Origin of the sequence: Arthrobacter sp. K5, assembly GCF_040448525.1 — a bacterium.
Taxonomy (GTDB): Bacteria; Actinomycetota; Actinomycetes; order Actinomycetales; family Micrococcaceae; genus Arthrobacter; species Arthrobacter globiformis.
In genome coordinates this window covers 2,368,141-2,393,359 of record NZ_CP159279.1, presented here as the reverse complement: position 1 = coordinate 2,393,359, position 25,219 = coordinate 2,368,141, and the positions used below count along the sequence as shown (strand labels likewise).

Genomic DNA, 25,219 nt, shown 5'->3' with positions numbered 1-25,219 from the left:
CATGGCCACCCAGACCCTCACCCGCCCCGCCGCCCGCAGCGCGTCCGCTCCGCGGCTCCGCCAGCCGCGGAAGAAGATGACGGCGGGCAGAACCGCAGTCCTCGCGGTCGCCGCGATCCTCGCCGTCCTCTGGCTGATTCCCTTCGCCTGGGCAACCGCCACCGCCTTCAAGAGCGAGACGGACGCCGCGGCACCGAAAGTAAGCTGGATTCCGCCGTCGGGCTTTACCGCCGACGCGTTCGTCAAGGTGTTCCAGGACGGCAACATCCCGCTGTGGACCTGGAACTCGCTCTACACCTCCGCGGCCATCACCGTGATCACGCTGGCCATTTCCGCGCTGGTGGCCTACGCCCTGTCCCGCATCGACTTCCGCGGCAAGAAAGTGCTGATGACGGTGATCATCGCCTCCATCATCATTCCGCCGCCGGTACTGATCATCCCGCTCTTCTACCAGATGGTGGCACTGCACATGATTGACACGTCGTGGGCCATCATCCTGCCGCAGGTCATCCACCCGGCCATGGTGTTCGTGCTCAAAAAGTTCTTCGACCAGATCCCGCGTGAACTCGAGGAGGCCGCGGTGATGGACGGTGCCAGCCGGATGCGGATCTTCACCCAGATCATCCTGCCGCTCTCACAGCCCATCCTTGCCGCCGTCGCGATCTTCGTGTTCATCAGCGCCTGGAACAACTTCCTCTGGCCCTTCATCTCCACGAACGACGGCTCCATCCTGACCCTGCCCGTGGGGCTGCAGACCATCAAGAGCGCCTACGGCATCCAGTACGCGCAGAACATGGCCTCCGCGCTGCTCGCGGCCCTGCCGCTCATCCTCGTCTTCCTGTTCTTCCAGCGCCAGATCATCAAGGGCGTTGCGACGACGGGACTCGCCGGCACCTGAGCCGGGCACCTTCGCTTTTCACTGACTGTCAAGAACCTGAACCACGACCAAGGAGATACCCCACATGTCCCGCGCAAGGATCACCCTCGACCGCGACTTCACCATCGGGGAAGTACCCCGCCGCCTCTTCGGCTCGTTCGTTGAGCACATGGGCCGCTGCGTCTACACCGGGATCTACGAGCCCGGCCACCCCGAGGCCGACGAGAACGGCTTCCGCCAGGACGTGCTTAAGCTCGTCAAGGAGCTCGGTGCCACCGTCATCCGCTACCCCGGCGGCAACTTCGTCTCCGGCTACAACTGGGAGGACGGCATCGGTCCCCGGGAAAACCGCCCCCGCCGGCTCGACGGCGCCTGGCACACCTTGGAGACGAACGCCTTCGGCTTGCATGAGTTCGTGGACTGGTCCCGGCAGGCGGGCACCGAAATCATGGAGGCCATCAACCTGGGCACCAGGGGAGTGGACGCGGCCCGCGAAATCGTGGAGTACGCCAACCACCCGGGCGGCACCTACCTGTCCGACCTGCGCGCAAAGAACGGCCACAAGGACCCGTTCAACATCAAGCTGTGGTGCCTCGGCAACGAGATGGACGGACCCTGGCAGATCGGCCACAAGACTGCCGAGGAATACGGCCGGCTGGCGCAGGAAGCCGCGAAGGCCATGCGGTTCGTGGACCCGGACATCGAACTGGTGGCCTGCGGCAGCTCCAACTCCGGAATGCCCACGTTCGGCGCCTGGGAGCAGACCGTGCTGACCCACGCCTACGAGGAGGTGGATTACGTCTCGCTGCACGCCTACTACCAGGAGCACGACGGCGACGTCGGCAGCTTCCTCGCCAGCGCAGTCGACACCGACTACTTCATCGAATCCGTGATCGCCACCGCCGACGCCGTCCGCGCGAAGGGCAAGCACAAGAAGCACATCAACCTGTCCTTCGACGAGTGGAACGTCTGGTACCAGCGCGGCCTCGACACCGAGGACCAGCCGCACAACGTCTCCAAGGCCGGCTGGCGCGAGCACCCCCGCGTCATCGAGGACAAGTACAACGTGACGGACGCCGTCGTCGTCGGCACCCTGCTCAACTCGCTGCTCCGGCACGGCGACCGGGTCAAGATCGCCAACCAGGCGCAGCTGGTCAACGTGATCGCCCCGATCTTCAGCGAGGAAAACGGCCCGGCCTGGCGCCAGACCATCTTCCACCCGTTCGCCCGGATGGCCGAACTGGCGAAGGGCCAGATCCTGCGCCTGTCCGTCGACTCCGACAAGTACGGGAATGCCCGCTTCGGAGACACCGACCTCGTCGACGTCAGCGCGACGTGGAACGAGGAAACCGGCCGGGTGGCGCTGTTCTTCGCGAACCGCGGCCTGGAGGAGGCGGCCGACGTCGAGGTGGCCCTGCGCGGCTTCGACGCCCGGCAGGTGCTCCGCGCCGAGGTCCTGGAAATCCCGGAGGGCGGGGACCGCTTCACGATCAATGCCCAGGGCAGCCCGGACCGCGTGGGCCTGAAACCGCTCGAAGGGGCGAAGGCAAGCGGCTCCGAGCTGCGCCTGAGCCTGCCGGCCCTGTCCTGGGCCGTCGTCGAGCTGGACGTGGTCAAGAACTAGAGGGGAGACGACGACGGCGGGTGGTCCCGCCGTCGTGCGTCCCTACACTTTGCGTGCCTACGCAGGGTAGACGGCGATGGCCGTGGCTTTGATGACGAAGTAGACGGTCATCCCGGGGGTGAGTCCGAGGTCTGCCGAGGCTGCCGGGGTGATGTCCGCGGACAGCCCGCCGGCGTGGACGCGGATCTGGTCGCCGTGGGGTTCCAGGTCCGTGATGGTGACGGCGAACGAGTTCCGCGGGCTGCCGTGTTCTGCGCCCAGGAAGACCGAGACCGCCGTCGGCGAAAAGACGGCCACGCCGTCCTGGCCGGGGACGGCACCGTCCTCGGGGTGCGCGGTGATGTCCAGTCCGCCGTCGGACGTGAGCCCACGGCCGGTGATAATGCCGGGAAGGAGGTTCATGCCCGCCAAACCGGCGGCGAACTTGCTGCGAGGTTTCTCCAGGACGCCGCGGGTGGGTCCGGCCTCGGTGATCCGCCCTCCTTCGACGACGATGGCCCGGTCCGCGAGCATGAGGGCGTCCAGGACGTCATGGGTGATGATGATGGCCCGGCGGCTGGCGAGGACGCGTTTGAGGAGCCTGCGCAGCATGGGGGCGGCGTGGATGTCGAGGGCGGCCATGGGTTCGTCGAGGAGCAGCAGCTCGGGGTCCGTGGCCAGGGCACGGGCGACGGCGACGCGCTGGGCCTGTCCGCCGGAGAGCTGGCCGGGCCGCCGGTCAGCGAACTCCGACGCTTCCACCTCGGCCAGCCAGTGCCGCGCCGTCTGCAGCGCACTGGCCCGGTTCGCGCCGGCCGCCCGCGGTCCGAAGGCGACGTTCTCCAGCACGTTCATGTGCGGAAACAGCAGCGGTTCCTGGGCGAGCAGCGCTGTTCCCCGGGTGTGCGGCGGCAGAAAGTGACTGTTCCCGGCGTCGAGGTTGAACAGCGTTTTGTCTCCGAGAACTGCATGCCCGCTGTCCGGACGGATGAGCCCGGCGATGATCCCCAGCAGAGTCGACTTCCCGGCTCCGTTGGGCCCCAGCACCGCGACGGTTTCGGCCGGTCCGAGGCTGAGGGAAACGTCGAAGTTGCGCGCGTGCAGCGCGGCGTTGAGTGTGAAGGTCATGCTGTTGGTGCCGGCTCCGCCGCCAGCGCCCGGGGGCGCCGGTAGGAAAGTCCGACGACGGCAACGGCCACCGCGACCAGCACCAGCGAGAGCGCGACGGCGGCGTCGGCGTCGGTTTCGCGCTGCAGGTAGATTTCCAGCGGCAGGGTGCGCGTGACCCCCTGCAGGCTGCCGGCGAACGTCAGGGTGGCGCCGAACTCCCCAAGGCAGCGCGCGAAGGACAGCACGGCACCGGAAGCCAGCCCCGGCAGCACCAGCGGGATGCTGACGCGGCGCAGTACCGTGGTGGGGCGCGCGCCGAGGGTTGCCGCGACCGCCTCGTATTTGGTGCCGGCGGTGCGCAGGGCGCCCTCCAGGCTGACCACCAGGAACGGCAGCGCCACGAATGTCTGCGCGAGAACGACGGCGGTGGTGGAGAAGGCGATCTGGATTCCCGCGAAGTCCAGGCTCCGCCCGAGCAGTCCCTGCCGGCCGAACGTGTAGAGCAGGGCGATGCCGCCGACAACAGGCGGCAGGACCAGGGGGAGCAGCACGAACGCCCGCAGCAGCCGCTGGCCCGGGAAGCTGGCACGGGCCAGGACGAGGGCCAGCGGCACGCCAAGAACGATGCTCAGCAGGGTGCTGGCGGCCGAGGTCCGCAGGCTCAGGCCCAGCGCGGTGAGGGAGGATTCCGAGGTAATGAGCGGGACGAACTGTCCCCAGTTCACCTTGGCCACCATTGCGGCAAGAGGCAGCAGGACAAACAGGGCTCCTGCTCCCGCGAGGACGAATACCCACGGCGGGACGCCGGTGTAGCCGGTGTCCCGCCTTTTTGTTGTGCGGGCCGTCCAGGCCTTGCTACGGGGTGCCGAAACCGGCGTCACTGAGGACCTTCCTGCCTTCGCTGCCCGTGACCATGGCGATGAAGGCATTGGCCAGTTCCTTGTTCCTGCTGCTGCCCACGGTGGCGATCGGGTAGGTATTCACAGCCTGGTCCGACTCGCTGAACGTGATGCCCTTGACCTTCCCGCCTGCGTTTTTGACGTCGGTGACGTAGACCAGGCCGGCGTCGGCTTCCCCGGAGGTGACCTTACCCAGGACATCGGTGACGGAGGATTCCTCACTGACGGGTTTCAGTGTGGTTCCCGTGGCCTGTTCCACCTTCTCGGTAGCGGAGCCGCAGGGCACCTGCGGCGCGCAGACAACCACCTTGAGGCCAGGCTTCGCCAGGTCGGCGAAGGACCTGATCGACGCCGGGTTGGCTGGCGGAACCGCGATCTCCAGGACGTTGGTGGCGAAGTTGCGCGCCGTTCCGTCTATGAGATTTGCGTCGGAGAGCTTGGCCATGTTCTTGGTGTCGGCGGCGGCGTATACGTCCGCCGGCGCCCCCTGGCTGATCTGGGTGGCCAAGTCAGAGGACCCGGCAAAGTTGAGCGTCACCTTGGTGCCCGGGTTCGCGGCTTCGAATTTGGAGGCGATCTTGGTGAAGGTCGCCTTCAGCGACGCGGCGGCAAACACGGTCACGGTGGGGGTATTGCCGTTCGCGGTAGTGGAAGTGGCGCAGCCGGACAGCCCGGCGGCAAGGACGCCGGCGGCCAGCAGGGCGCTGATGCGCACGCGGCTGATGCTCATATGATGCTCTTTCCCTGGGGTGTTTCGATGATGACCGTGGTGGCCTTGACCACGGCGGTGGCCACGGACCCGAGTTCCAGGCCGAGTTCGCGAACGGCTTCGCTGCTCATCAGGGAGACGACGCGGAACGGGCCGCACTGCAGCTCTACCTGTGCCATGACCTTGTCCGCGGTGATGCCGGTGACGAGGCCAACGAACCGGTTGCGGGCAGAGCTGCCCACGCGGGTGGGGTCCTCGGGCAGCTGCGCCTGGTCGCGGGCGAGGTGCGCGAGTTCAAGCCCCTCAACGGCCAGCCGGCCCGAGGCGTCCTTCACCGGGGTCAGGGTCCCGTTCTCGGTCCAGCGCCGGACGGTATCGTCGCTGACGCCCAGAAACCGCGCTGCTTCGGAGATGCGGATTTTCGGCATGACACCATATTCCACTATTTGCGGTAGTTTCCGCAGTTTTTTACCGCAAATCAGAAATCTGACTACAAATCCTGCTCGCGGGTAGGCTGCTGAGGATTGTCATTCAATCTAGGTAGTGACACTATCTATGAGTGAGCGGAATCGACTGGCTGCAGGAGCTGACCCGGGCTGCGCTCCCGCATGCGGTGCTCGGGCTCTTGGCGAACGGGGAGATGCACGGCTATGCCATGATCGAAGTCCTCCGCTCCGGAGGGTTCCCGCGGACCCAGGGCGGGACTTTGTACCCGCTCCTGCGGCGGCTGGAGGAGCAGGGGCTGGTCAGCCATGTGTGGCAGCACGACGCAGCTGGGCCCGGCCGCAAACAATTCACCATCACCGAAGAAGGCCGCGCGGAGCTGACGCGCGCGGCGGAGACCTGGCAGCAGATGGATGACGCACTCGGCAGGCTTCGAACCAGCAGACAGGACAACCCATGACGTACGAGCGCGACCTTGCCTTCAACCTTCGGATCCGCGGCATCCCGGAGTGCGAGATCGCCGAAATAATGGCGGAAGTGCGGGTCCATGAAGCGGCCACCGGGACGCCGGCAAAGGACGAGTTCGGAGCCGCCCAGGAGTATGCCAAGCAATTCCCGAAGGGCAAGAGCCGGTCACGGGGAACGGCCATCACCGCCGTGGCAGTGGCAGCGTCCCTCGTGTACGTTCTGGCCGTGGTCGTCACGCCGTTCCTTGGCGTCGATATCCAGGAATCCGTGGGGCCCATGACCCTGCTGCCGGCGCTCGCCGTATCCCTGGGAGGCGTCCTCGCCGGATTCCTCACCGACTGCCTCCGCCCGGTGTCTTCGTCCTCCCAAGCCTGAACGAGCGGCCCGAAACTGACGTGATGGCGGGGTTCGAACCCGCGTCAACGGTTTTGCAGACCGCTCCCTGGCCACTCGGGCACACCACGTACCGGTAGCCTAGGCAAGCCCTGGCCCGATGTCGCCTGTATGTCGAACTCGGTCTTGGCATTGCGGCTGACTACGTCGCGGCCGGCTTACGCCGCCTGATAACCCGCCAGGTCCAGCGTGTACACCACCAGCTGGACTTTCGGAGCGGGCCGGGGCCGCTCCCGTTCCGGCCGCCGGACAAAGCCGAAGCGCCGGTAGAGCTGCTGCGACCGCTCGTTGTCCGCCCCGGTGTCGAGCACCAGGCCGCTGGCACCGGTGGCTTGCGCGAGGTTTGCCGACTCGGCGAGCAGCCTCCAGCCGATGCCCGAGCGGCGGGCCTGCGGCAGCACCGCCAGCAGCCGCAGCTCCGTCTCGCCGTCGAGTGCCTGGCGGGCCAGGGATGAACCAAAAGGCAACAGGCTCGCGGTACCTACCAGGCCGCCGTCGGCCGCGTCCTCAGCAACCAAAAGCACGCCCTCCCTGGCCCGTGAAGCGGCGTCGAGCAGCAGTTCCAGGCGGTCGGGCGCAGGCTCCGGGGCACCGGGAAGATGGTGCCCAAAGCCTTCGTAGGTCAGGCGTCCGACGGCGTCGAGCTCCGACTCCGCGGCCTCGCGGATCCGGTACTGCGTTGCTGTTCCTGGCAGTGTCACGCGTGGACTCCTTTGAGGTTGTGGGGCTGGCCGCCAGCCTGCATCACAGGCTAAACGCGCCGCCGGGACGGTTCCCACAGCAGCGACATCCCCCGACGTTCTTCGTCACCCAAGGCCTGCATTTTGGACTGTTTTGTTACGCCCCGCTTCGGCCGGTGAAGCTGCGTTTCCATGCGCGTCAGTTCGTTGCAGCCGGGGTTTGGAAGCGGGCAGCGAGGTGCTTCATTGGGAGTACATGCTTCGAAAGGACTCGCCATGACGGAACTCTCAGACCTCAGCCCGCGCCGGATCCGCAACGTGCTGGGCCACTTTGCAACGGGCCTGACCGTGATCACCGCGGCCACCGAGAACGGCCCTGCCGGGTTCACCTGCCAGTCCTTTGCGTCCCTCTCGCTGGAACCGGCGCTGGTGACTTTCAGCCCCGCACGGACCTCCAGCACCTGGCCGCTGCTGCGCCGGGCGGGCCGCTTCACCATCAACATCCTCCCCGCCGACCACCAGCACCTCGCGGCCCAGTTCGCGCGGTCCGGTGCAGACAAGTTCGCCGGCGTCGACTACTCGCCGTCGCCCCTCGGCAACCCTGTCCTCGACGGCGCCCTGGCCTGGGTGGACTGCGAGCTGCACCAGGAGTACGACGGCGGGGACCACACCATTGTGGTGGCCGCGGTCCGCGCGCTGAGCGCCCGGTCCGACGTCGATCCGCTGCTCTTCTTCAAGGGCGACTACGTCTCCGTGCAGCCACGGGCGAAGATCCTGGAGGGCGCCGCATGACACGGGTCAAGGCCACGTCCCGGCGGCGCGGCCGCCGGCATGCGCAGCCGGAAACCAGCGATGAGGTGTTGCAGCCTGCGGAGGACTGGGCAGCCATCGAGGTGGGGGCCACGGTTGAAGTCACGCTGGCCGCCGGGCACTCCTACACCGGCCACATCGGTTCCAAGACGCACGATTCCGGCTTGGTGTGGGTCATTGATTCCGCCGGGCAGGGCCGCCAGATGTACGGCAACCGCGACGGCGTCCGCCTCCGGCCGGATTGACTCGTGGCGCGGGCGAGGCGGCCATGGACCCGTTACGGTCCCGCTTGTTGCCGCGCTTCCGCTCGGCGGCGATGGGCCTGTTCGACCAGTTCAATCATCCACGGACGGTGCCCTCGGAGGAACGTCATCCCTTCCGGAAGTCCTTGGACGGAGGGGACGGAGTTGGCAATGTCGATTGTGATGCGGCCGCCGCCCAGCGGCGCGTTGCTGATGTGCAGGTCCCCGAATGATTCCGGAAGAGCGGGATCCATCCACACCCCGCCGGCCGACACCACCGGGTCATACCGCATCAGGCTCGTCACCAGCTGGATCGGCGCGGTGGCTGCCCAGGCCTGCGGTGAGCACGCCGTCGGATACGGGACGGGGACGGCAAGCTGCTCCCGGCTGAAGCCGCAGAACAGCTCCGGCAGGCGGCCTTCGGAGTGCTCCGCCGCATCCATCATGCCGGTGGCGATCCGCTGCGCCTCTTCCACGAAGCCGTAGCGGAGGAGCCCGGCGGCGACGATGGCGTTGTCATGCGGCCAGACCGATCCGTTGTGGTAGCTGGCGGGGTTGTAGGCGCCCATGTCGCTGGCCAGGGTCCGCACGCCCCAGCCGCTGAACATCTCCGGGGACATCAGGTGCTCGGCCACCATCGGGGCCTTGTCCTGGTCAATGAGTCCCTGCAGCAGGCAGTGCCCCATGTTCGACGCACACGCGTCCACCTGCCGCTTCTTGCCGTCGAGGGCAATGGCGTAATACCCGCGTTCCGGGATCCAAAATTGCTCGTTGAACTGTTTCTTCAGCCGGGCCGCGCGGTCCGTGAGCTCATCCCCCAAAGCCGTGTCTCCGGCGTCGTATGCCAGCCAGGCGCGCGAAAGGTAGGCGACGTAGACGTAGGCCTGGACCTCGCAGAGGGCGATCGGCGGCTCAGCCAGTTTGCCGTTGGCGAAGTTGATTCCGTCCCAGGAGTCCTTCCAGCCCTGGTTGATCAGGCCCTGGGGATTGAGGCGCTCGTACTCGACGAAGCCGTCGCCGTCCTTGTCCCCGTAGTTTGTGATCCACTCGAGCGCCCGGTCCGCATGAGGGAGCAACGCGGCGATAGTGTCCGCGGCGAAGCCCCAGCGACTGACCGCCCCGAGCACCATCAGGAACAGGGGCGTGGCATCGACGCTGCCGTAGTAGTTGGACTTGCCGCCCAGCGACAGTCCGCTGGAGACGTCGAGCCGGACCTCGTGGAGGATCTTGCCGGGCTCCTCCTCGGTCATCGGGTCCACCACGGTGCCCTGGCGGTCGGCCAGCGTCTGCAGGGTGCCCAGCGCCAGGGACGGGTCCACCGGCATCGCCATGACCGAAGCCCACAGCGAGTCCCTGCCGAACAGGGTCATGAACCAGGGCGCTCCGGCGGCCACCACCACACGTTCAGGGTGGTCCGGGTCCTCAATCCGAAGGGCGCCCAGGTCGTCGTAGCTGCGGCGCAGCGTCCGCTCAACCGACCGGTTGCCCATCTGCAGGACCGGAATCTTGGCCACCCACTCCTGCCGGCGGCGGTCCCGGGGGGACAGGCCGTCCCCCTCGGAATGGACGAAAGCCATCGCCGAATCGGTGCCCTCGGTGCTGGGCAGCACGGTCAGGACCGTGCTCCAGTGCCCATGCGCCGGTACTGTTGCCCGATACATCACCGTATCCGCCGAAACGTCCGCACCCGGGGCTTGGACCACCACGCCCTTCCGGATGTCCTGCCACGCGGCCCGGATGGTGAGCGCACCTCCGCCGGCCTGACGGCTTTCGTCCCAGCGCCGCAGGATGCGTGCCTCCTTCACCTCAAAGAGGCCTGCGAAGTCCGCCTCGATTCTCAGTGCGATGACGCATTCGACCGGTTCGAGGGAGTAGTTCCGAACGGTGACCTGTTCTTGGATGCCGGCCCCAACTTCCCGCAGCCGCTCGACGATCAGCGGACTGTCGGCGTAGCCGTCCGAGCGGGGAACCCGCCCGACAAACAGCGCCCGGTACGGCTCCTTCGTCTCGGCTGCCAGCGGTTCCAGCGCCAGGCCATCAACCGTCAGGCTCCAGCCCGAAAGTATGCGGGCGTCCCGCACAAAGAGGCCATGCGGATGCTCGGCACTGATGTCCCCGTTCGGCAAGGAAATGCAGAAGGACGATCCCTCAACCAAGGTGACCGTCCCGGCCCCCAACGGACCCGCCGCCGTATCAGCATTCCATCCAGCCATCGGGGCCACCTCCGGGCAACTAGCAACAGCGTGCAGTTCGACGCTACGCTTGCTGGCCCGGCCTAGCTAGGGCCTTGCCGCGTACAACGACGCCGGCGACGGCGGCCCGCCGAATTACGCCGGGATCGCTCCGGATTCCGGCTGCACGCCCCAGGTGATTTTCCGGATAGTTTCGCGCTGCAAACCGCTGAGGGCGGCGAGTTCGTAGTCATCCAGGACTCCCGGCCGTCGTGCTCCTGCCAGGAGGTTCAGGCGGTGGTCTTCCAGAGACGTCTTGGACTCTTCAAGTTCCGCCAGCTCGGATTTGAGCTGGCGGATCTCGGCAAGGCGCTGCTCGGCCGGAAGGCCGGAGGGGACCATGTCGTCGGCAGACAGGCCCACTGTGCGGACCGCCCACCGCGAGAGCTCCGCGGCTTCGGCGAGGCGTGTGACTTTCAGTCCGTCGCAGAGCGCCTGCGCGATCTGCTGGTTCAACCGGACGGAGAGGGCGCGCATGCTGGTGGCGTTGAAGGAGATCCGCTGCTTGTTGTCCCTGAGCAGTTTGCGCGTTTTTTCCGCCCGGACAGCGGTCTTATCGGGTTTCGCCGTCCCCCGGTAGCGATAGTAGCCTTCCCGGCGGTCATCGCGGTGCAGAACAGCCAACAGCACTCCTCGGTTCGGATTTACATCGGACGGCGCCGGCTTCGGCCGGCCAAATGGTGCCCGCCAAACGGGCCCGACATATGTAGAAGGCTAGGCAGATCGGACGGAGGTGCGGAAATACCTATAGTGCGTGGAGCCATAACCAAAAAGTTTGGTTTGTGTTCTTCTGCAGGACGTTCGACGGCGGCCCATAAGGGACGCTTATCCGTCCACGCAGATTAGGTCTTATCCATACCGGCCGGGATTCCCTAGTGTCGAAGGAACGAATATCGCTTCGTCCTGACTCCCTAGGAAGAGACCATGCCTGAATTTGAACCTGCATCGCGAGTGTCCCGCATCAAGTCTTCCGCCAGCGTGGCCGCAGCGGCCCGCGTGCGTGAGCTGAAGGCTGAAGGGCGCCGGATCCTGGACCTGACAGTCGGTGAGCCGGACTTCGATACCCCTGAACACATCAAGGCGGCAGCGGTTGAGGCGATCAGCAAGGGCGAGACGAAGTACACCTCGGTCGCGGGCACACCGGCACTGCAGAAGGCGATCCTCCAGACCATTGAGCTGCGCAGCGGCCTCCGCTACGCCCCGGCTGAGATTACGATCGGCGGTGGCGCCAAGCAGGTGATCTTCACGGCGTTCATGGCTTCGCTGGACGCCGGCGACGAGGTTGTGGTGCCCGCCCCGTACTGGGTCTCCTACCCGGACATGGTGCTCGCGAACGAGGGCACTCCGGTGGTTGTCACCTGCGGTGAGGAGTCGGGCTTCAAGCTGACCCCCGAAGCCCTGGCCGGGGCGCTGAACGAGCGGACCAAGTGGGTCATCCTGAACACCCCGTCAAACCCGACGGGCGCCGTGTACTCCAAGGCGGAACTACGGGCCCTCGCGGATGTCCTGGCGGACTTCCCGAACGTCTTCGTCCTGACGGACGAGATTTACGACCAGATCTACTTCGGTGCCGGCCGGATCTCGAGCCTGGTGGAGGTTGCCCCGGAGCTGAAGGACCGCGTTCTCGCCGTCAACGGCGTGTCGAAGGCCTACGCCATGACCGGCTGGCGGCTCGGTTACGCCACCGGGCCGGCGCCGCTGATCGCGGCGATCAACAAGCTCCAGTCGCAGATCTCCTCCTGCCCGTCCTCCGTGAGCCAGGCCGCCAGCGCCGCCGCACTCACCGGCGACCAGACCTTCGTGCGGGAGAGCGTGGAGGTCTACCGCAGCCGCCGCGACGCGGCGGTAGCCGCCCTGAACGCCGTCGACGGCCTTTCATGCGCGACGCCGGAAGGCGCCTTTTACGCCTACGTCAACTGCGGCGGCGCGATCGGCAAGACCACACCGGAGGGGAAGGTCATCGCCAACGACGAGGACTTCACGCTCTACCTTCTTGAGGCAGCCTCCGTCGCAGTCATTCAGGGCTCGGCCTACGGCCTGGGCCCGTACTTCCGCATCTCGTACGCCAGCAGCCTCGACGTCATCGAAGAGTCCATCGCAGCCATCGACAAGGCCGTCCGGGCACTCAGCTAACCACCACCAAAATGAAGGAACATTCCGTGATCCACGTAAAGACCAACATCGAACGACCCGACGCCGACGCCGTCCGTCGCCTGGCGAAGTTTTCCTCGGCTACGATCCACGAGGCACAGGGCCGCAAGGGAGCGCTCAGCTCCAGGATTAAGCCGATCGACCGCAGCATGTCCTTCTGCGGCCCTGCCACCACCGTCCGCTGCGCGCCGCGGGACAACCTTATGCTGCAGGTGGCCATCCACTACGCCGAGGCCGGAGACGTTGTCCTAGCCGCGGCCGGCGAATATGAGGAAGCCGGCACGTTCGGCGACGTACTCGGCAACGCCATGAAGGCCAAGGGCCTCGCGGGCCTGGTGACGGACTCCGGCGTCCGCGACACCCAGGACCTCATCGAACTGGGCCTGCCCGTGTTCTCCGGCAGTGTCTCCATCAAGGGCACTGTTAAGGAGACCATCGGCCCCATCAACCACCCTGTGGTTTTCGGTGACGAGATCATCTATCCGGGTGACGTCCTGCGCGGCGACGCTGACGGCGTTGTGGTGGTCCGGAAGGACGAGATCGAGGAAGTTATCCGACTCTCCCAGGAACGAGACGACGCCGAACGCGAGCTCATTGGCCTCTACAAGGCCGGCGGAACCACCATCGAACTGTGCAACCTGACGGAGGTCCTGAAAGCCAAGGGGCTGCTCGTCGAGCAGGCGTAGGCGCGGGGCGACGACGGCGCTGGTCGTCGCTGGTGCCTAGACGCGCCGGTACCTGAAGGCCGCCCAGCATCTCAGGCGGGACAGTCTTCTGTCCCGCCTGAGGCGTAGCGATGTAACCGCGCTTTTGCCTCGCACTCTTTAGCTCGCATGCTTTGCTCGCCGGGCTTTGCTCCCCGCAGCCGCGGCCTGCCTGCCGCCGCCTCCGTTAGGGCGCCGGACCAGGCCGCTCGGACTGGTGTGTTTTGCGCACCACGGCTCCGGGCCGTGGCGTTCCCGGCAGTGGCGGTGCCGTTGAGTGGTAGGTGTGGCCGGTGGGTGTGGTGAGTTCGATGGTGTGTCTTGGCCCGGGTCTGGGTTGGGTTTTCCATCCGGGGAGTTCTTTGGTGTGGTTGCAGGCCTCGCAGAGCCCGGCGCCGTTGGCCAGGGTGGTGGGGCCGTCGTTGTGCCAGGGGATGATGTGGTCGTGGTGGCGGATGGGGGCGTCGCAGTAGGGTGTGCGGCAGGTGTCGTCGCGGACCTGGATGAAGCGGCGCAGCTTTGGCGGGAACAGGCGCCTGCGCGAGTCCATGGCCACCAGGTCGCCGGTCCCGGGGGCGGTGTAGAGCCGCCGGATCCAGGTCTTGAGCTCCTTCAGGCCGGCGGTGGAACCGTCGGCGGCTGGCTGGACGCTGCCCTGCTCTCCTCGTCCCTGGGTGATGAGGTTGCGGGCGAAGTCTGCGGGGACGGTGCCGTAGCCGGGGATCCGGGCGGGTTCGCTGTCGCCCTGCAGGAGGGTGTGGTCGGTCATGACGAGATTGATTTCGATACCGGTGATGCCGCCGGGGGTGCCGGTGGTCCATTCGACCAGGGTGTCGGCTTTGATCTGGCCCAAGGAGCGTGTGTCCCCGGCGGCGTGGAGGGCATCGGCGTGCCGGGTGAGGGCCGCACAGACGGCGACGCCCTGGTGGACGGGGAGCAGTGCCGTCAGGTACGTCATGGTGTCCGGCGCGGGGCGGAGGCTGACGGTCCGTTCGGTTGCGGCGTGGCTGGCGCGCTGAGCGACAGAGCGGGGGTCCCTGCGCGTGGCGGCGGCGCGGACCGCCCCCACAATGGTCCGGGTCCCGGCGCCGGTGAAGGTTCCGGTGTCGGCGGCGAGTTCCTCGTCGACCGCCGCCCGGTCAGCCGGGCTCAGGCACGCTGTTTCCTTCACGACGTGCATGATGCGTTCTTCGTTGAGCTGCCCGGTGTCCAGGGCGGCCAGGGTATGGGGCATCTGCACCAGCGCCCTCGCCATCCCAAGCAGCCGGCCGCCGCGGTTCGGGGATTCGCGCCGGGCCAGTGCGATCTGTTCGGCCGCGCCCAGGCCGTGCTCCTTGGTACGGTCTTTGCCCAGGTCTTCGGCTCTCAGTGTCCCCCGGTCGGACTGTTCCTGACGGAGCCGGGCCTCAAAGGCCACCGAAAGCCGCGCCTGTTGGCCGGCGGCCCAGCACTTGAAGTTCTCGTAAACATGGATCTGGTCGATCAGGCCGGCATTGTCAGCGGTGAGGTCAGCTGCGTGCCAGGTGGTAGCGGCGGTAGAGGGAACGCCGTCATCAAAAGGGATGTCGTCAAAGAGGTCTTCGCCGAAAGGGCGGTCGGCAAAAAGAACCTCGGGAAAGGGGTCCTCCGGTAACGATGCCGGAAACACGGCGTTGAGGTCATCGTCATACGGAAGCCCGTCGTCCGCGGAGGCATCCTCCGGGAAAACGGCCTCTGGAAGCAGAATGTCAGGAACCGCCGCAGCCTGCAGAACGCCGCCGTGCGGCGCCGCTCCTGCTGCCAGTGCTGAATTCCCGAACCCGTCCATGCACACAGTCTGCCAAGGGGGACTGACATTTAAGCGTCCATATGGCATCGGCTAGGGACGGGATCCAAATAGTTTCTTGAACCCGCCGGAGAATGAAAGTAGGTAGCAGCTCAGGGCCTTCCCAGCCCTGAGAACGCCCTGAAGTGCTACCTAGTTGGGCCGCCGAAGGGTAAGAGCCGGTTAGACGCGCTGGGGGATCGGGTAGGCGGGGGCGCCGAAGACGGCGTCCTCCAGGTACCAGACCGTCGAGCCGCCGCTGACCGGCATGATGCTTCCTTCGAAAACGAAGACCGGAGCTGCGGACCGGTCCTCCGGCCGCCAGAAGCCGTTGGTGGGGCAGTGGGATCCGGTTTTCGCCATGAGTCCCAGACTCGGGTCTGTAGTTCTCCTGATGGTGCTGAGCTTCTTCATGGCAAACTCCCGGATTCTGATTGTGGAAAATGCTTTTCCGCAATTTATTGGCTTGCTGCCAATATTAGAATCCCGGGGAGCCCGTTACTAAGACAAATGATGAGTGCCCTAATAAGCGGAACCTATGAACCCCTACCGGCCATACTTATTGCTGAGCATTTCCTGCAGCATTTCCTTAAGCACCAGGAGTACAGCGGACGCCGCCTCTGAGAGGGGATCATGGTCGGGCGTGCACAGGGCGATCTTGCACTGCAGCGCGGGGTCCACGATCCGCAGCACGTGGAAGTCCTCCTCGTGGAACAGCGCGTCCGCGGCCGACTTGGGCATGATGGTGGCCCCCAGGTCCGCCCGCAGGAGACGCGCGATGGACGGCACGGACTCGACCTCGCCCACGAGCTGGAGCTTCAGCCCCTTGCTCTCGAAACCCGCCTCCACCGCCTGGCGGAGGGTGTGGATCTTTTCGGGAAGGAAGAGCCCCAGACGGGCCACCTCCTCCAGCGTGATCTCGCCGGTCTCCGCATTGACATCCGTCCTGGCGGCGTTGACCACCAGGTGCAGGTCCTCGACGATCATCGTGGTGAAGAGGACGCCCCGGATGGGCCCCGGCTCGTAGATGAGGGCCATGTCCAGCCTGCCATTCTTAATGGCCTCGCTCAGGACGCCGCCATAGATTTCCGTGACGTGCAGGACGATATCCGGGTACCGGCGGGCCACTTCGCTGATGATCCGGGGTGTCAGGCTCGAGGCCATGCTGTAGGGCGCAATGGCGATGGACACCCTGCCTGCGGGCGCGGCCCCGGACTTGGCGACGTCCTGCCGGGCCTGGGCGACGAGCCGAAGGATGGACTGGGCGTGGCGGTACAGCGTGTGCCCGGCGGCCGTTGGCTGCACTCCCTGCTTGCTGCGGATCAGCAGCCGCTGTTTCAGATCAGTCTCCAGCGCCGAAACCTGCTGGCTCAGGGCCGGCTGTGCCACGTGAAGTGCGGCCGCCGCCTTGGTGATGCTCCCCGAATCCACGATCTGTACGAAGTACGCAAGTTTCCTGGTATCCACGGCCGCCCTCTCTCTTTGCGGCGCCCTGAACCCACAGAAGGTCATAACGGGTTGCTATGGAGGGACACGCAATAGGTCTTTGTGTGATCCACATCGCTGACACTAGGTTGAACCCAGAACGCTATTTCACTAAGCCTACATTCTATCCCCTCCGGTGACATATGAATTCCTGATGAGGCCAGATGCATTTTGCATAGAAATGGACTTTATCGAAATAGGCGGCGTGTTTTACATTCCGGAAATAAATGCTCCATATCTTCAATTCAACGAGGGTGGGTCGCCAAGGCCCGAACCCTCCGTAGCGGGAAGGAGACGATCATGGACTCCAGTGCGGAGGTGGTCATAACCGGCACCTATCCCGTGACACCGATTACGTCTTTGTGTGAGCCAAATCCCGGTGTCAGACTTTTTTGCAGAAGCCGGTAGCCCGGCAGTACCGAACCGGGAACCCTCCGCAGGGCCGGCTCGGACCCTCCTCAACACCAGCGCAGCTGATCCCTTTGCCCCGGCGGGCAGGGCCGCTGCTAACCACCCCAGGAAGGCAGATAATGGGACCCACAGTTGATCTCGTCGCAGATCTTGGAGAAGGCTTCGGCGCCTACTCGATGGGCGACGACGCGGCCTTGCTCGAGGTGGTTTCCAGTGCCAACATCGCCTGCGGCTTCCACGCCGGTGACCCGGACATCATGCACGCGACAGTCGCTGAATGTGTTCGCCGCGGCGTCAGCATCGGGGCACACCCGAGCTTCCCGGACCTGCGTGGCTTTGGCCGGCGCGCCATGGACCTGACGGCCGACGAGGTCCGCAACGACGTCCTGTACCAGTTCGGTGCGCTGAGTGCTTTCGCCGCATACCACGGCACCAGCGTCGCCCACATTGCGCCGCACGGACGCCTGGGCAACCTCGTTGCCACCCGCTCCGACTACGCAGCGGCCGTGGCCGACGCCGCCGCCCGCCTGAACCCCGGCCTCATCGTCCTGGCACAGGACGGCGAACTGGCCTCCGCCGCTGCCGAACGGCAGCTCCCGGTGGGCATTGTCGGCATCGCCGACCGCGCCTACGAAGCCGACGGCACCCTGGTGCCCCGCGGCCGCCCCGGCGCCGTGATCCACGACCCTGCCGCCATCGTGGAGCGCACCGTGCGAATGGTGTGCGAAGGCCTCATCGAGACCGTCGCCGGAGCGGACCTGCCGATTATTGCCGACACCGTCCTCCTGCACGGTGACACGCCCGGCGCCGTGCAGCTGGCCCGCCAGGTCCGCGCCGAACTGGAGAACGCCGGCGTGACCATCGCCCCGCTGGCCCAGGTGCTGGCCGCCAAAGAGAAGGTCGCCTGACGTGGCTGCCACCCCAAATCCAACTCCCGTGGAGATCTTCGAGTCCGGGGATTCGGCCCTGCGGGTCGTCGCCTCCTCCGCTGACACGGAGGCCAACTGGAGCAGTGTCCACTCCCTCGCTCAATGGCTTGAGACTGCTGGGGCCGACGGCGTACACGGCGCAGTGCCGACGTACGACTCGCTGCTCGTGGAATTTGACCCCGGGGTCACCTCGGCGCGACAGGTCCGGGCCTTTGTCCTCCTTGGCCTGCGCCAGCTTGAGCACACGGGTGCACCCGCCCGCACGCCCCGTGAGTTCAGCGTCCCGGTGGTTTACGGCGGCGAGTACGGCCCGGACCTGGCGCGCGTCGCCGAGCACGAGCAACTCACCGTGGAGGAGATCATCGCCCTGCACACGGCCAAGTCCTACGTCATCCGTTGCCTCGGTGCCCCTGCGGGCTCACCCATGATGGACGGCCCCGATTTTCCGCTCCCCGTTCCGCGGCTGAAGGACCCCCGGCTGTCCGTTCCGGCAGGTGCCGTGGCCGTCGCCGGCCGGCAGGCCGTCATCGCCCCGGCGGTGGCTCCCGGCGGATGGTGTGTCATCGGCCAGACACCGCTGACCGTCCTTGACGCCGCCAGTGAGCCGCTGGTTCCCTACCTGCCCGGCGACCTCCTGACGCTCCGCCAGATCCAGCCGGAAGAGTTCGCGGACTACGCGGGCCGGAAACTGGAAGCGGCACGATGAGCGGATCACTGATCATCCAGCAGCCCGGAAACTCCGTGGTCACGGACCTGGGCCGCTTCCGCGGACCCCGGTTCGGCCTTCCCGTCAACGGGGCGCTCGACCAGTTCTCGGCACGGGCGGCGAACATCCTCGCCGCCAACGCGGACAATGCCCCGCTGCTGGAAATAACCGCGCTGGACTTCCGCATGCGGGCCACCACGGACCTCCTCATCGCCGTCACCGGCGCACCGCTGACCCTCACGGTCGGCGGGCGCGAATGCCCGCAGTGGGAACCGGTATCCGTGCGTGCGGGGGAGACAGTGGCGGTGCGCCGCATCACCGGCGGCCTCCGCGCCTACCTTGCCGTCCACGGTTCGGTTGAGGCGCCGGCCCTGCTGGGAAGCTGCGCCCCGGATACTGTCATCGGGTTCGGCCTCCGGCTCTCCGAGGGTACCGAACTGAAGACCTCCAGGAGCGTCGGACCCATCCGGCAGCCATACTTTGACCTTCCGCTGTTCAGGCTGGGGCTGACCAGGCCCGAATACAGCAGCCGGGCGGTCATTGACGTCACGGACGGTCCGGACGTCGACGAATTCGGCGACACAGCAGAGCTGCTGTTCAACACCGAATACACCGTCAGCGCCCGGAGCAATCACATCGGGCTGCGCCTCGGCGGTGCCCTGCCCGAACGCCAAACGTCAGCCGAAGTGCTGTCGCGCGGCGTTCCGGTGGGTGCCATCGAGGTTCCCTCCAGGGAAGAACTGTTGGTGCTGCACCGCGGACGCGGCGTCACCGCCGGCTATCCCGTCCTGGCAGTGGTCACCAGCCGCTCGCTCGACACCCTTGCCCAGGGCCGGCCCGGGCACATCATCACCTTCCGCAAGACCACCGTCCCCGAAGCCACAGCAAAGCATCGGGCCGCAATACGGGAACTGGAAAACCTCCGTTCCCGAGTCAGCACAGTCTTCGCCCTCCTTGGCATCGGCAAAGAGCCCGGCTGGCCGGAACTCATACCGGCAGCCGGCAGCTAAGGATCACCGATGAACTCCCCTCGAACCAAGTCCAAGATAGGAATGAAAATGTCTACATCAACGCGTGCGGGTGCACCGCAGCATGACCGCCTCGATGCGAGGCAGACCCGGAAGGTCGTGACCGCCGGGTGCGTCGGAATCTTTGTGGAGCTGTACGACAACGGCATTTTCGCCTTCATGGCCGGAACCCTTGCCCTTGTGTTCCTGGCTCCCGGCAACCCGGATAACGCCCTACTGTTCGTCTTCGCCGGCTACGCCGTGTCCTTCTTCGTCCGCCCCCTCGGCGCCGTGGTCTGCGGCATCCTGGGAGACAAGATCGGGCGACAGAAACTACTGGTCTTTGTCATCCTTCTGATCAGCGTGGCGACGGCGGGCATCGGCCTGCTGCCCGCTTACTCAGCCATCGGCATCGCAGCACCGGTGCTGCTCGTGCTGCTTCGCCTGCTCCAGGGCTTCTCCGTTGGCGGCGAGGCTGCCGGTGCCATGACCTTCCTCGCCGAGCACGCCCCTGAAGGCAAGCGCGGCATCATCACCTCCTACGCCCAGATCGCCTCCTTCGCTGCCCTGCTTACCGGTACGCTGGTTGCCTACTCCATGTCGCCATGGCTCACCCAGGCAGCGATCGACGGCGGCGGCTTCGGTTCCTTCGCATGGCGCATTCCGTTCCTGGTTGCCATCCCCATGGGCGTCATCGGCTGGTACATCCGCAAGGCCATCAGCGATACCCCGAACTTCCAGAAGCTGAAGGAAGAGGGCGGGCTGTCCAAGAACCCGCTGAAGGAAGCCTTCGCCTCGGCCGAACACCGCCGCGCCATGGTGCTGGCTCTGTTCATCCCGCTCATGAACGGCTCCGGTTACTACGTCCTCTTCTCGTACATGCCCACGTTCCTCAAGGGCAAGCAGCTCAACTTCACCATCGGTGAGGCCCTCCTCGTCACGGCCTGCAGCCTGGTGGTCATCTGCATCGCGATCCCCTTCATGGGTGCCCTCTCCGACCGCATCGGACGCAAGAAGGTCATCGCCGGCGCCGCCATCGCCATGGCTGTCCTGGGCATCCCTGCCTACGCCCTCATCGCCACCGGCAACATGGCGCTGGCCATCCTGGGCGCCTGCATCATGGCCGTTGTCTTCGCCGGGCACACCGCGGTGATCCACATCCTGATCGTGGAGCTGTTCCCCACCCGCGTCCGGTACTCGGCCTACGGACTGGGCTACAACATCTCCTCGGCACTCTTCGGCGGAACTGCCCCGCTGCTGATGACCTGGCTGATCTCGTCCACCGGCAACGTCTACATGCCCGCCTTCTACGCCGTCATCACCGCGCTGGGCACGCTGGCAGCCGTCAGCACCGTCAAGGACCGCGCGCACCTTCCGCTGCGCGACGCCTAACACTTACTACTGCACAACCAGGAGACTTAAATGCCGTTTTCAGACTACTCAGCCGCCCTCGTCACCGGCGCCTCAACCGGGATGGGCGCCGCGATCGCCGAGCGCCTGGCCAAGCGCGGACTCACGGTCCACGCAGTGGCACGCAACGAGGAACGCCTGAACGACCTGGCCGACAAGACCGGCGCCATTCCCCACGTCGTCGACCTGACCGACACCGCGGCCCTGACTGCCGCCGTCGGTCATCTCGAAGTCGACGTCCTGGTGAACTGCGCCGGAGTGTCCCGGCCCGGCAACATCCTGGACTCCTCGGAAGACGACATCGACGAGCTCATTGACGTCAATCTCCGCGGCCTGCTCCAGCTGACCCGCCTGGTTCTGCCGGGCATGGTGGAACGCGACCGCGGCCATGTCATCAACATCAGCTCCATCGCCGGCCTGTACAACTTCTACGGCCATACGGTCTACCACGCCACCAAGGCGGCCGTGCACCAGATCTCGCGCCAGCTGCGCAACGACACCGTGGGCAAGCGCATCCGTGTCACCGAGATCTGCCCCGGACGCGTCGAGACGGAGATCTTCGGCCGCAACATGGGGGGCACGCCTGAGGCCATGGAAGAGGCCTGGAAGACGTACTACGAGGGCTACGAATCCCTCACCACCGACGACATTGTCAATGCCATGGATTACGCCATCGAAACACCGCGCCACGTGAACGTTGGCATGCTGGAACTCATGCCCACCTTCCAGGTCCCCGGCGGGCTCACGTTCGACCGGCGCTAACCGCCCCGGACCCACCAGAGTCCGCCCGCCCAATCCGCCCCAGATCCACAGAAACAGGTTTCCGATGCAACCAGTACGCACCATCAGCTTCCCCGACCGGCAACTTCTCGCCGATCTCACACCCCTTCCGGAGGGGCTGAGAGGCGTTGTCTGGGACATGAAGTCGGATCCCGAAAACGCGACGCTGGGCGAGATCGACGGCGTCATCCTCCCGTACATCAACGCCGGCGCGGTTCTGGGATCGCTCGCCCAGGTGGACGAACTGAAGTTCGTCCAGACGCAGTCCACCGGATACGACGGCGTTATTGAGGCCGCCGGTCCGGCGGCCGGCGTCGCCAACGCCTCCGGCGTTCATGCGGCGGCGACGGCGGAACTGGCGGTGGGGTTGATCCTCGCCAAACTGCGCGGCATCGACCAGGCCGTCCGCGACCAGCAGTACGGCCTCTGGCGGCCGGAACGGCGCCAGTCCCTGGCGGACCGCCGCGTGCTGCTGGTGGGCGTCGGCGGGATCGGCCACGAGATCGCCCGCCGACTCGAGCCCTTCGAGGTCACGGTCACCCGGGTGGGAAGCACGGCGCGGACCGACAAGCACGGCGAGGTCCACGCCTCGGCGGACCTGGCCGCGCTGGCCGCCACGCACGACATCCTGGTCACAGTGCTGCCGCTGAACGAGCACACCCACTACCTGATCGGCGAGGAAGTCCTCGCCGCACTGCCCGACGGCGCCCTCGTGGTGAACGTGGGACGCGGCCCGGTGGTGGACACGGCAGCCCTGACCAAGGAAGTCCTGTCAGGCCGCCTGCAGTGCGCCCTCGACGTCGTCGACCCCGAACCGCTGCCGCAGGACCACCCGCTGTGGTCCGCGCCCAACGCCCTGATCACACCCCATGTTGGCGGCAACACGTCCGCCTTCGAGCCGCGGATCCTGAAACTCCTGCGGCACCAGCTCGAAGCGCTGGCCGCGGGACAGACCCCCGCCAACCTGGTTCAGAAGGGCCCCTTCGCATGACGTCACTTTTTGATTTGACCGGGCGGGTTGCGTTGGTGACTGGTTCGAGTCGGGGGATTGGTAATGCGTTGGCGCGGGCGTTGGCTGATGCGGGGGCGACGGTGGTGCTGAATGGTGTGAATGCTGAGCGGCTGAAGGCTGCGGAGGCTGTGATGGCGGCCGGGTATGCGCCGGGGCGGGTGCATAGTGTGGCGTTTGATGTCACGGATGATGCGGCGGCCGCGGCGGGTGTGGCGTGGGTGGAGGAGCATGTGGGCCCGTTGGAGGTTCTGGTGAATAATGCCGGGATCCAGCACCGGGTGCCGATGCTGGATTTGGATGTGAAGGACTGGGAGCGGGTGATTTCCACGGATTTGACCAGTGCGTTCCTGGTGGGGCGGGAGGCGGCCCGGCACATGATCCGGCGGGGGCGGGGGAAGATCATTAACATCTGTTCGGTGCAGACGGACCTGGCCCGGCCCACGATCGCGCCGTATGTTGCGGCGAAGGGCGGGTTGCGGAACCTGACCCGGGCGATGACGGCTGAGTGGGCGGGGTCGGGGCTGCAGATCAACGGGATCGCGCCGGGGTATATCCATACCGAGATGACGCAGAACCTGGTCGATGATGAGCAGTTCAATGCCTGGATTCTGGGCCGGACCCCGGCGGCGCGGTGGGGCACGGTGCAGGATCTGGCGGGCCCGGCGGTGTGGCTGGCCTCGTCCGGGTCTGATTTCGTGAACGGGCAGACGATCTTTATCGACGGCGGAATGACGGTGGTGGTCTGATGACACAGGCAGCAGAAACTTCTTTGCCGGTCTCGGGTCCGGCGGTGGTGGCGCACGGTAAGGGGGACCTGCGGGTCGAGGATATTGCCCTGCGGGCGCCGGGGCCGGATGAGGCGGTGGTGGAGGTGCTGTACGGGGGGATTTGCGGGTCGGACCTGCATTACTGGCTGCACGGTGCGGCGGGCGAGTCGGTCCTGAAGGCCCCGCTGGTCCTCGGCCATGAGATTTCCGGGCGGGTGGTCCGGGCTGCGGGGGACGGGACCGGCCCGGCGGCGGGGACGCCGGTGGCGGTGCACCCGGCCACCCCCGGGCCCGGAGACGGGACGGTGAAGTATCCGGCGGGGCGGCCGAATCTGTCGCCGGGGTGCACGTATCTGGGGTCCGCGGCGAGGTTCCCGCACACGGACGGGGCGTTCAGCCGGTACGTGAACGTCCCGGTGCGGATGCTCCGGGCCCTGCCTGACACCCTGGATGTGCGGACCGCGGCGCTGATCGAACCCGCGTCGGTGGCCTGGCACGCCGTTGCCCGGGCCGGGGACGTGGCCGGCAAAACCGCCCTGGTCATCGGGTCCGGTCCGATCGGGGCGTTGGCGGTCGCTGTTCTCAAACGTGCCGGCGCGGCCCGGATCGTCGCGGTGGACATGCACGCCAAACCGTTGGAGATCGCCGCGGCGGTGGGCGCGGACGAGGTCCTGAACGCGACCGACGCGGAGGCGATCGCCGCGGTCCAGGCCGACGTCGTGATCGAGTCCTCCGGGAACCACCACGGCCTGGCCTCCGCGATCCAGGGCGCGGCCCGGGGCGGGACCGTGGTCATGGTCGGGCTGCTGCCCACCGGGGCCCAGCCGGTCCTGATCTCCCTGGCCATCACCCGGGAACTGGACCTCAAAGGCTCGTTCCGGTTCAACGACGAAATCGACGAGGTCATCACCGCCCTGACCGACGGAACCCTGCACATCGGCCCGGTCATCACCCACGACTACCCCGTCACCGACGCCCTCGAAGCCTTCGACATCGCCCGCAACTCCGCCCAATCCGGCAAAGTCCTCCTCAACTTCACCGGCTAAAACAGAGCCACGCATGGAAAGAACAACAATGATCACGAACCTGCCGCCCCTGGTTGTCATGGGCGTCTCAGGCTGCGGAAAGTCGACCGTCGGCGCGCTGCTGGGCGAGCGCCTGGGCGTGCCCTTCTTCGACGGGGACGACTTTCATCCGGCTGCCAACAAGGCCAAGATGGCAAGCGGCACACCGCTGAATGACGAGGACAGGGCGCCCTGGCTCGCCGAAATCGGTGCGTCGCTGGCAACACCCGCCGACGGAGCGGGCACGCGCATCATCGCCTGCTCGGCGCTCAAGCGCAGCTACCGTGACCTGCTGCGCAGCTTCGCACCTGACCTGATGTTCATCCACCTTTCCGGCGAGGCTGCCACTATTTCGGACCGGATAAGCGGCAGGGCGCACGAATACATGCCCAGCAGCCTCCTGGCTTCCCAGCTTGCGACGCTGGAGCCGCTGGGGGCTGATGAGGTGCATATTCCCGTGGACATCCTCGGCGATCCGGCATCGCTGGTGGAAGGCATCGTCCGCGAATTGGAACTTTCCTAG

The 25,219-nt window shown here is 66.4% G+C and carries 27 protein-coding genes and 1 tRNA gene; 17 read left to right on the top strand and 11 right to left on the bottom strand.

Annotated features, from left to right (window positions below; genetic code table 11):
- The first annotated feature begins 1 nt into the window (after position 1).
- Together ABRP34_RS10855 and ABRP34_RS10850 are read left to right on the top strand one after the other, a co-directional pair.
- A complete protein-coding gene (locus ABRP34_RS10855; RefSeq protein ID WP_353713230.1) occupies positions 2-898 on the top strand; it encodes a carbohydrate ABC transporter permease in 897 nt (298 codons plus the stop codon).
- A gap of 64 nt (positions 899-962) precedes the next feature.
- Positions 963-2,501 (top strand): alpha-N-arabinofuranosidase, encoded by a 1,539-nt coding sequence (locus ABRP34_RS10850; protein ID WP_003797472.1) that lies wholly within the window; start codon positions 963-965, stop codon positions 2,499-2,501.
- Between the two features lie 57 nt (positions 2,502-2,558).
- Here ABRP34_RS10850 and ABRP34_RS10845 read toward each other — a convergent pair whose 3' ends face one another.
- From ABRP34_RS10845 to ABRP34_RS10830, 4 genes are read right to left on the bottom strand one after another with little or no spacing between them, the layout of a single operon-like run.
- The gene (locus ABRP34_RS10845) at positions 2,559-3,608 is read right to left on the bottom strand and encodes an ABC transporter ATP-binding protein (RefSeq protein ID WP_353713229.1); all 1,050 of its coding nucleotides are present in this window, start codon (positions 3,606-3,608) and stop codon (positions 2,559-2,561) included.
- Entirely contained in the window at positions 3,605-4,471 is an 867-nt protein-coding gene (locus ABRP34_RS10840) for an ABC transporter permease (RefSeq protein ID WP_353713228.1), read from the bottom strand. The genes ABRP34_RS10845 and ABRP34_RS10840 overlap by 4 nt, the downstream gene beginning before the upstream one ends.
- Positions 4,446-5,219: a molybdate ABC transporter substrate-binding protein gene (modA, locus tag ABRP34_RS10835; RefSeq protein ID WP_353713227.1), complete on the bottom strand. Its 774-nt coding sequence runs from the start codon at positions 5,217-5,219 to the stop codon at positions 4,446-4,448. The genes ABRP34_RS10840 and modA overlap by 26 nt, the downstream gene beginning before the upstream one ends.
- Entirely contained in the window at positions 5,216-5,626 is a 411-nt protein-coding gene (locus tag ABRP34_RS10830; RefSeq protein WP_043417530.1) for a TOBE domain-containing protein, read from the bottom strand. Before ABRP34_RS10830 ends, modA begins: the two co-directional genes overlap by 4 nt.
- A gap of 131 nt (positions 5,627-5,757) precedes the next feature.
- Here ABRP34_RS10830 and ABRP34_RS10825 point away from each other — a divergent pair, with 131 nt between their 5' ends.
- Together ABRP34_RS10825 and ABRP34_RS10820 are read left to right on the top strand one after the other, a co-directional pair.
- Positions 5,758-6,102 carry a PadR family transcriptional regulator gene (locus ABRP34_RS10825; protein WP_353713226.1) on the top strand — a complete coding sequence of 115 codons (345 nt, stop codon included), beginning with the start codon at positions 5,758-5,760 and terminating at the stop codon, positions 6,100-6,102.
- Complete coding sequence (locus tag ABRP34_RS10820) at positions 6,099-6,485, top strand: hypothetical protein (RefSeq protein ID WP_353713225.1); 387 nt, start codon at positions 6,099-6,101, stop codon at positions 6,483-6,485. Before ABRP34_RS10825 ends, ABRP34_RS10820 begins: the two co-directional genes overlap by 4 nt.
- 18 nt (positions 6,486-6,503) lie before the next feature.
- On the opposite strand, the gene ABRP34_RS10815 is transcribed toward ABRP34_RS10820, so the two are convergent.
- Together ABRP34_RS10815 and ABRP34_RS10810 are read right to left on the bottom strand one after the other, a co-directional pair.
- Positions 6,504-6,574, bottom strand: a tRNA-Cys gene (locus tag ABRP34_RS10815).
- Between the two features lie 87 nt (positions 6,575-6,661).
- The gene (locus tag ABRP34_RS10810; protein WP_353713224.1) at positions 6,662-7,204 is read right to left on the bottom strand and encodes a GNAT family N-acetyltransferase; all 543 of its coding nucleotides are present in this window, start codon (positions 7,202-7,204) and stop codon (positions 6,662-6,664) included.
- Between the two features lie 255 nt (positions 7,205-7,459).
- Between ABRP34_RS10810 and ABRP34_RS10805 the strand changes: the two genes are divergently transcribed.
- Positions 7,460-7,975, top strand: coding sequence for a flavin reductase family protein (locus ABRP34_RS10805; RefSeq protein WP_353713223.1), 516 nt, complete (start codon positions 7,460-7,462; stop codon positions 7,973-7,975).
- Positions 7,972-8,238, top strand: a complete 267-nt coding sequence (locus ABRP34_RS10800) for a hypothetical protein (RefSeq protein WP_353713222.1) — start codon at positions 7,972-7,974, stop codon at positions 8,236-8,238. Before ABRP34_RS10805 ends, ABRP34_RS10800 begins: the two co-directional genes overlap by 4 nt.
- A gap of 32 nt (positions 8,239-8,270) precedes the next feature.
- Here ABRP34_RS10800 and ABRP34_RS10795 read toward each other — a convergent pair whose 3' ends face one another.
- A complete protein-coding gene (locus ABRP34_RS10795; RefSeq protein ID WP_353713221.1) occupies positions 8,271-10,448 on the bottom strand; it encodes a glycogen debranching N-terminal domain-containing protein in 2,178 nt (725 codons plus the stop codon).
- A 114-nt stretch (positions 10,449-10,562) separates the two neighbouring features.
- A complete protein-coding gene (locus ABRP34_RS10790) occupies positions 10,563-11,096 on the bottom strand; it encodes a hypothetical protein (RefSeq protein ID WP_353713220.1) in 534 nt (177 codons plus the stop codon).
- A 294-nt stretch (positions 11,097-11,390) separates the two neighbouring features.
- Between ABRP34_RS10790 and ABRP34_RS10785 the strand changes: the two genes are divergently transcribed.
- A complete protein-coding gene (locus tag ABRP34_RS10785; RefSeq protein ID WP_353713219.1) occupies positions 11,391-12,599 on the top strand; it encodes an aspartate transaminase in 1,209 nt (402 codons plus the stop codon).
- Between the two features lie 26 nt (positions 12,600-12,625).
- Positions 12,626-13,303, top strand: coding sequence for a 4-carboxy-4-hydroxy-2-oxoadipate aldolase/oxaloacetate decarboxylase (locus tag ABRP34_RS10780; RefSeq protein ID WP_353713218.1), 678 nt, complete (start codon positions 12,626-12,628; stop codon positions 13,301-13,303).
- A 205-nt stretch (positions 13,304-13,508) separates the two neighbouring features.
- Here the strand turns inward: ABRP34_RS10780 and ABRP34_RS10775 are convergent, their stop codons facing one another.
- The 3 genes from ABRP34_RS10775 to ABRP34_RS10765 form a co-directional block, all read right to left on the bottom strand.
- Complete coding sequence (locus ABRP34_RS10775) at positions 13,509-15,128, bottom strand: DUF222 domain-containing protein (RefSeq protein ID WP_353713217.1); 1,620 nt, start codon at positions 15,126-15,128, stop codon at positions 13,509-13,511.
- A 180-nt stretch (positions 15,129-15,308) separates the two neighbouring features.
- Complete coding sequence (locus ABRP34_RS10770; RefSeq protein WP_353713216.1) at positions 15,309-15,539, bottom strand: hypothetical protein; 231 nt, start codon at positions 15,537-15,539, stop codon at positions 15,309-15,311.
- A 132-nt stretch (positions 15,540-15,671) separates the two neighbouring features.
- Entirely contained in the window at positions 15,672-16,592 is a 921-nt protein-coding gene (locus ABRP34_RS10765) for a LysR substrate-binding domain-containing protein (protein WP_003797546.1), read from the bottom strand.
- Positions 16,593-17,140: 548 nt separating this feature from the next.
- Here ABRP34_RS10765 and ABRP34_RS10760 point away from each other — a divergent pair.
- The 9 genes from ABRP34_RS10760 (at position 17,141) to ABRP34_RS10720 (ending at position 25,219) form a co-directional block, all read left to right on the top strand.
- Positions 17,141-17,929, top strand: coding sequence for a 5-oxoprolinase subunit PxpA (locus ABRP34_RS10760; protein ID WP_353713215.1), 789 nt, complete (start codon positions 17,141-17,143; stop codon positions 17,927-17,929).
- Position 17,930: 1 nt separating this feature from the next.
- Complete coding sequence (locus ABRP34_RS10755) at positions 17,931-18,656, top strand: carboxyltransferase domain-containing protein (RefSeq protein WP_353713214.1); 726 nt, start codon at positions 17,931-17,933, stop codon at positions 18,654-18,656.
- Entirely contained in the window at positions 18,653-19,666 is a 1,014-nt protein-coding gene (locus ABRP34_RS10750; RefSeq protein ID WP_353713213.1) for an allophanate hydrolase, read from the top strand. Before ABRP34_RS10755 ends, ABRP34_RS10750 begins: the two co-directional genes overlap by 4 nt.
- Positions 19,667-19,714: 48 nt before the next feature.
- Positions 19,715-21,055: an MFS transporter gene (locus tag ABRP34_RS10745; protein ID WP_043417534.1), complete on the top strand. Its 1,341-nt coding sequence runs from the start codon at positions 19,715-19,717 to the stop codon at positions 21,053-21,055.
- Positions 21,056-21,085: 30 nt separating this feature from the next.
- Positions 21,086-21,835: an SDR family oxidoreductase gene (locus tag ABRP34_RS10740; RefSeq protein WP_353713212.1), complete on the top strand. Its 750-nt coding sequence runs from the start codon at positions 21,086-21,088 to the stop codon at positions 21,833-21,835.
- A 64-nt stretch (positions 21,836-21,899) separates the two neighbouring features.
- Positions 21,900-22,844: a 2-hydroxyacid dehydrogenase gene (locus ABRP34_RS10735; RefSeq protein WP_353713211.1), complete on the top strand. Its 945-nt coding sequence runs from the start codon at positions 21,900-21,902 to the stop codon at positions 22,842-22,844.
- The gene (locus tag ABRP34_RS10730) at positions 22,841-23,611 is read left to right on the top strand and encodes an SDR family oxidoreductase (RefSeq protein WP_353713210.1); all 771 of its coding nucleotides are present in this window, start codon (positions 22,841-22,843) and stop codon (positions 23,609-23,611) included. The genes ABRP34_RS10735 and ABRP34_RS10730 overlap by 4 nt, the downstream gene beginning before the upstream one ends.
- A complete protein-coding gene (locus tag ABRP34_RS10725; protein ID WP_353712453.1) occupies positions 23,611-24,678 on the top strand; it encodes an L-idonate 5-dehydrogenase in 1,068 nt (355 codons plus the stop codon). The genes ABRP34_RS10730 and ABRP34_RS10725 overlap by 1 nt, the downstream gene beginning before the upstream one ends.
- Before the next feature lie 13 nt (positions 24,679-24,691).
- Positions 24,692-25,219 carry a gluconokinase gene (locus ABRP34_RS10720; protein WP_353713209.1) on the top strand — a complete coding sequence of 176 codons (528 nt, stop codon included), beginning with the start codon at positions 24,692-24,694 and terminating at the stop codon, positions 25,217-25,219.

Excerpts from the sequence above, each read along its gene's own strand:
- ABRP34_RS10855 (WP_353713230.1), top strand. The coding sequence starts at position 2 with ATGGCCACCCAGACCCTCACCCGCCCCGCCGCCCGCAGCGCGTCCGCT.
- ABRP34_RS10850 (WP_003797472.1), top strand. The coding sequence starts at position 963 with ATGTCCCGCGCAAGGATCACCCTCGACCGCGACTTCACCATCGGGGAA.
- ABRP34_RS10845 (WP_353713229.1), bottom strand. The coding sequence starts at position 3,608 with ATGACCTTCACACTCAACGCCGCGCTGCACGCGCGCAACTTCGACGTT.
- modA (WP_353713227.1), bottom strand. The coding sequence starts at position 5,219 with ATGAGCATCAGCCGCGTGCGCATCAGCGCCCTGCTGGCCGCCGGCGTC.
- ABRP34_RS10830 (WP_043417530.1), bottom strand. The coding sequence starts at position 5,626 with ATGCCGAAAATCCGCATCTCCGAAGCAGCGCGGTTTCTGGGCGTCAGC.
- ABRP34_RS10820 (WP_353713225.1), top strand. The coding sequence starts at position 6,099 with ATGACGTACGAGCGCGACCTTGCCTTCAACCTTCGGATCCGCGGCATC.
- ABRP34_RS10805 (WP_353713223.1), top strand. The coding sequence starts at position 7,460 with ATGACGGAACTCTCAGACCTCAGCCCGCGCCGGATCCGCAACGTGCTG.
- ABRP34_RS10800 (WP_353713222.1), top strand. The coding sequence starts at position 7,972 with ATGACACGGGTCAAGGCCACGTCCCGGCGGCGCGGCCGCCGGCATGCG.
- ABRP34_RS10795 (WP_353713221.1), bottom strand. The coding sequence starts at position 10,448 with ATGGCTGGATGGAATGCTGATACGGCGGCGGGTCCGTTGGGGGCCGGG.
- ABRP34_RS10785 (WP_353713219.1), top strand. The coding sequence starts at position 11,391 with ATGCCTGAATTTGAACCTGCATCGCGAGTGTCCCGCATCAAGTCTTCC.
- ABRP34_RS10775 (WP_353713217.1), bottom strand. The coding sequence starts at position 15,128 with ATGGACGGGTTCGGGAATTCAGCACTGGCAGCAGGAGCGGCGCCGCAC.
- ABRP34_RS10770 (WP_353713216.1), bottom strand. The coding sequence starts at position 15,539 with ATGAAGAAGCTCAGCACCATCAGGAGAACTACAGACCCGAGTCTGGGA.
- ABRP34_RS10760 (WP_353713215.1), top strand. The coding sequence starts at position 17,141 with ATGGGACCCACAGTTGATCTCGTCGCAGATCTTGGAGAAGGCTTCGGC.
- ABRP34_RS10750 (WP_353713213.1), top strand. The coding sequence starts at position 18,653 with ATGAGCGGATCACTGATCATCCAGCAGCCCGGAAACTCCGTGGTCACG.
- ABRP34_RS10745 (WP_043417534.1), top strand. The coding sequence starts at position 19,715 with ATGTCTACATCAACGCGTGCGGGTGCACCGCAGCATGACCGCCTCGAT.
- ABRP34_RS10740 (WP_353713212.1), top strand. The coding sequence starts at position 21,086 with ATGCCGTTTTCAGACTACTCAGCCGCCCTCGTCACCGGCGCCTCAACC.
- ABRP34_RS10735 (WP_353713211.1), top strand. The coding sequence starts at position 21,900 with ATGCAACCAGTACGCACCATCAGCTTCCCCGACCGGCAACTTCTCGCC.
- ABRP34_RS10730 (WP_353713210.1), top strand. The coding sequence starts at position 22,841 with ATGACGTCACTTTTTGATTTGACCGGGCGGGTTGCGTTGGTGACTGGT.
- ABRP34_RS10725 (WP_353712453.1), top strand. The coding sequence starts at position 23,611 with ATGACACAGGCAGCAGAAACTTCTTTGCCGGTCTCGGGTCCGGCGGTG.
- ABRP34_RS10720 (WP_353713209.1), top strand. The coding sequence starts at position 24,692 with ATGGAAAGAACAACAATGATCACGAACCTGCCGCCCCTGGTTGTCATG.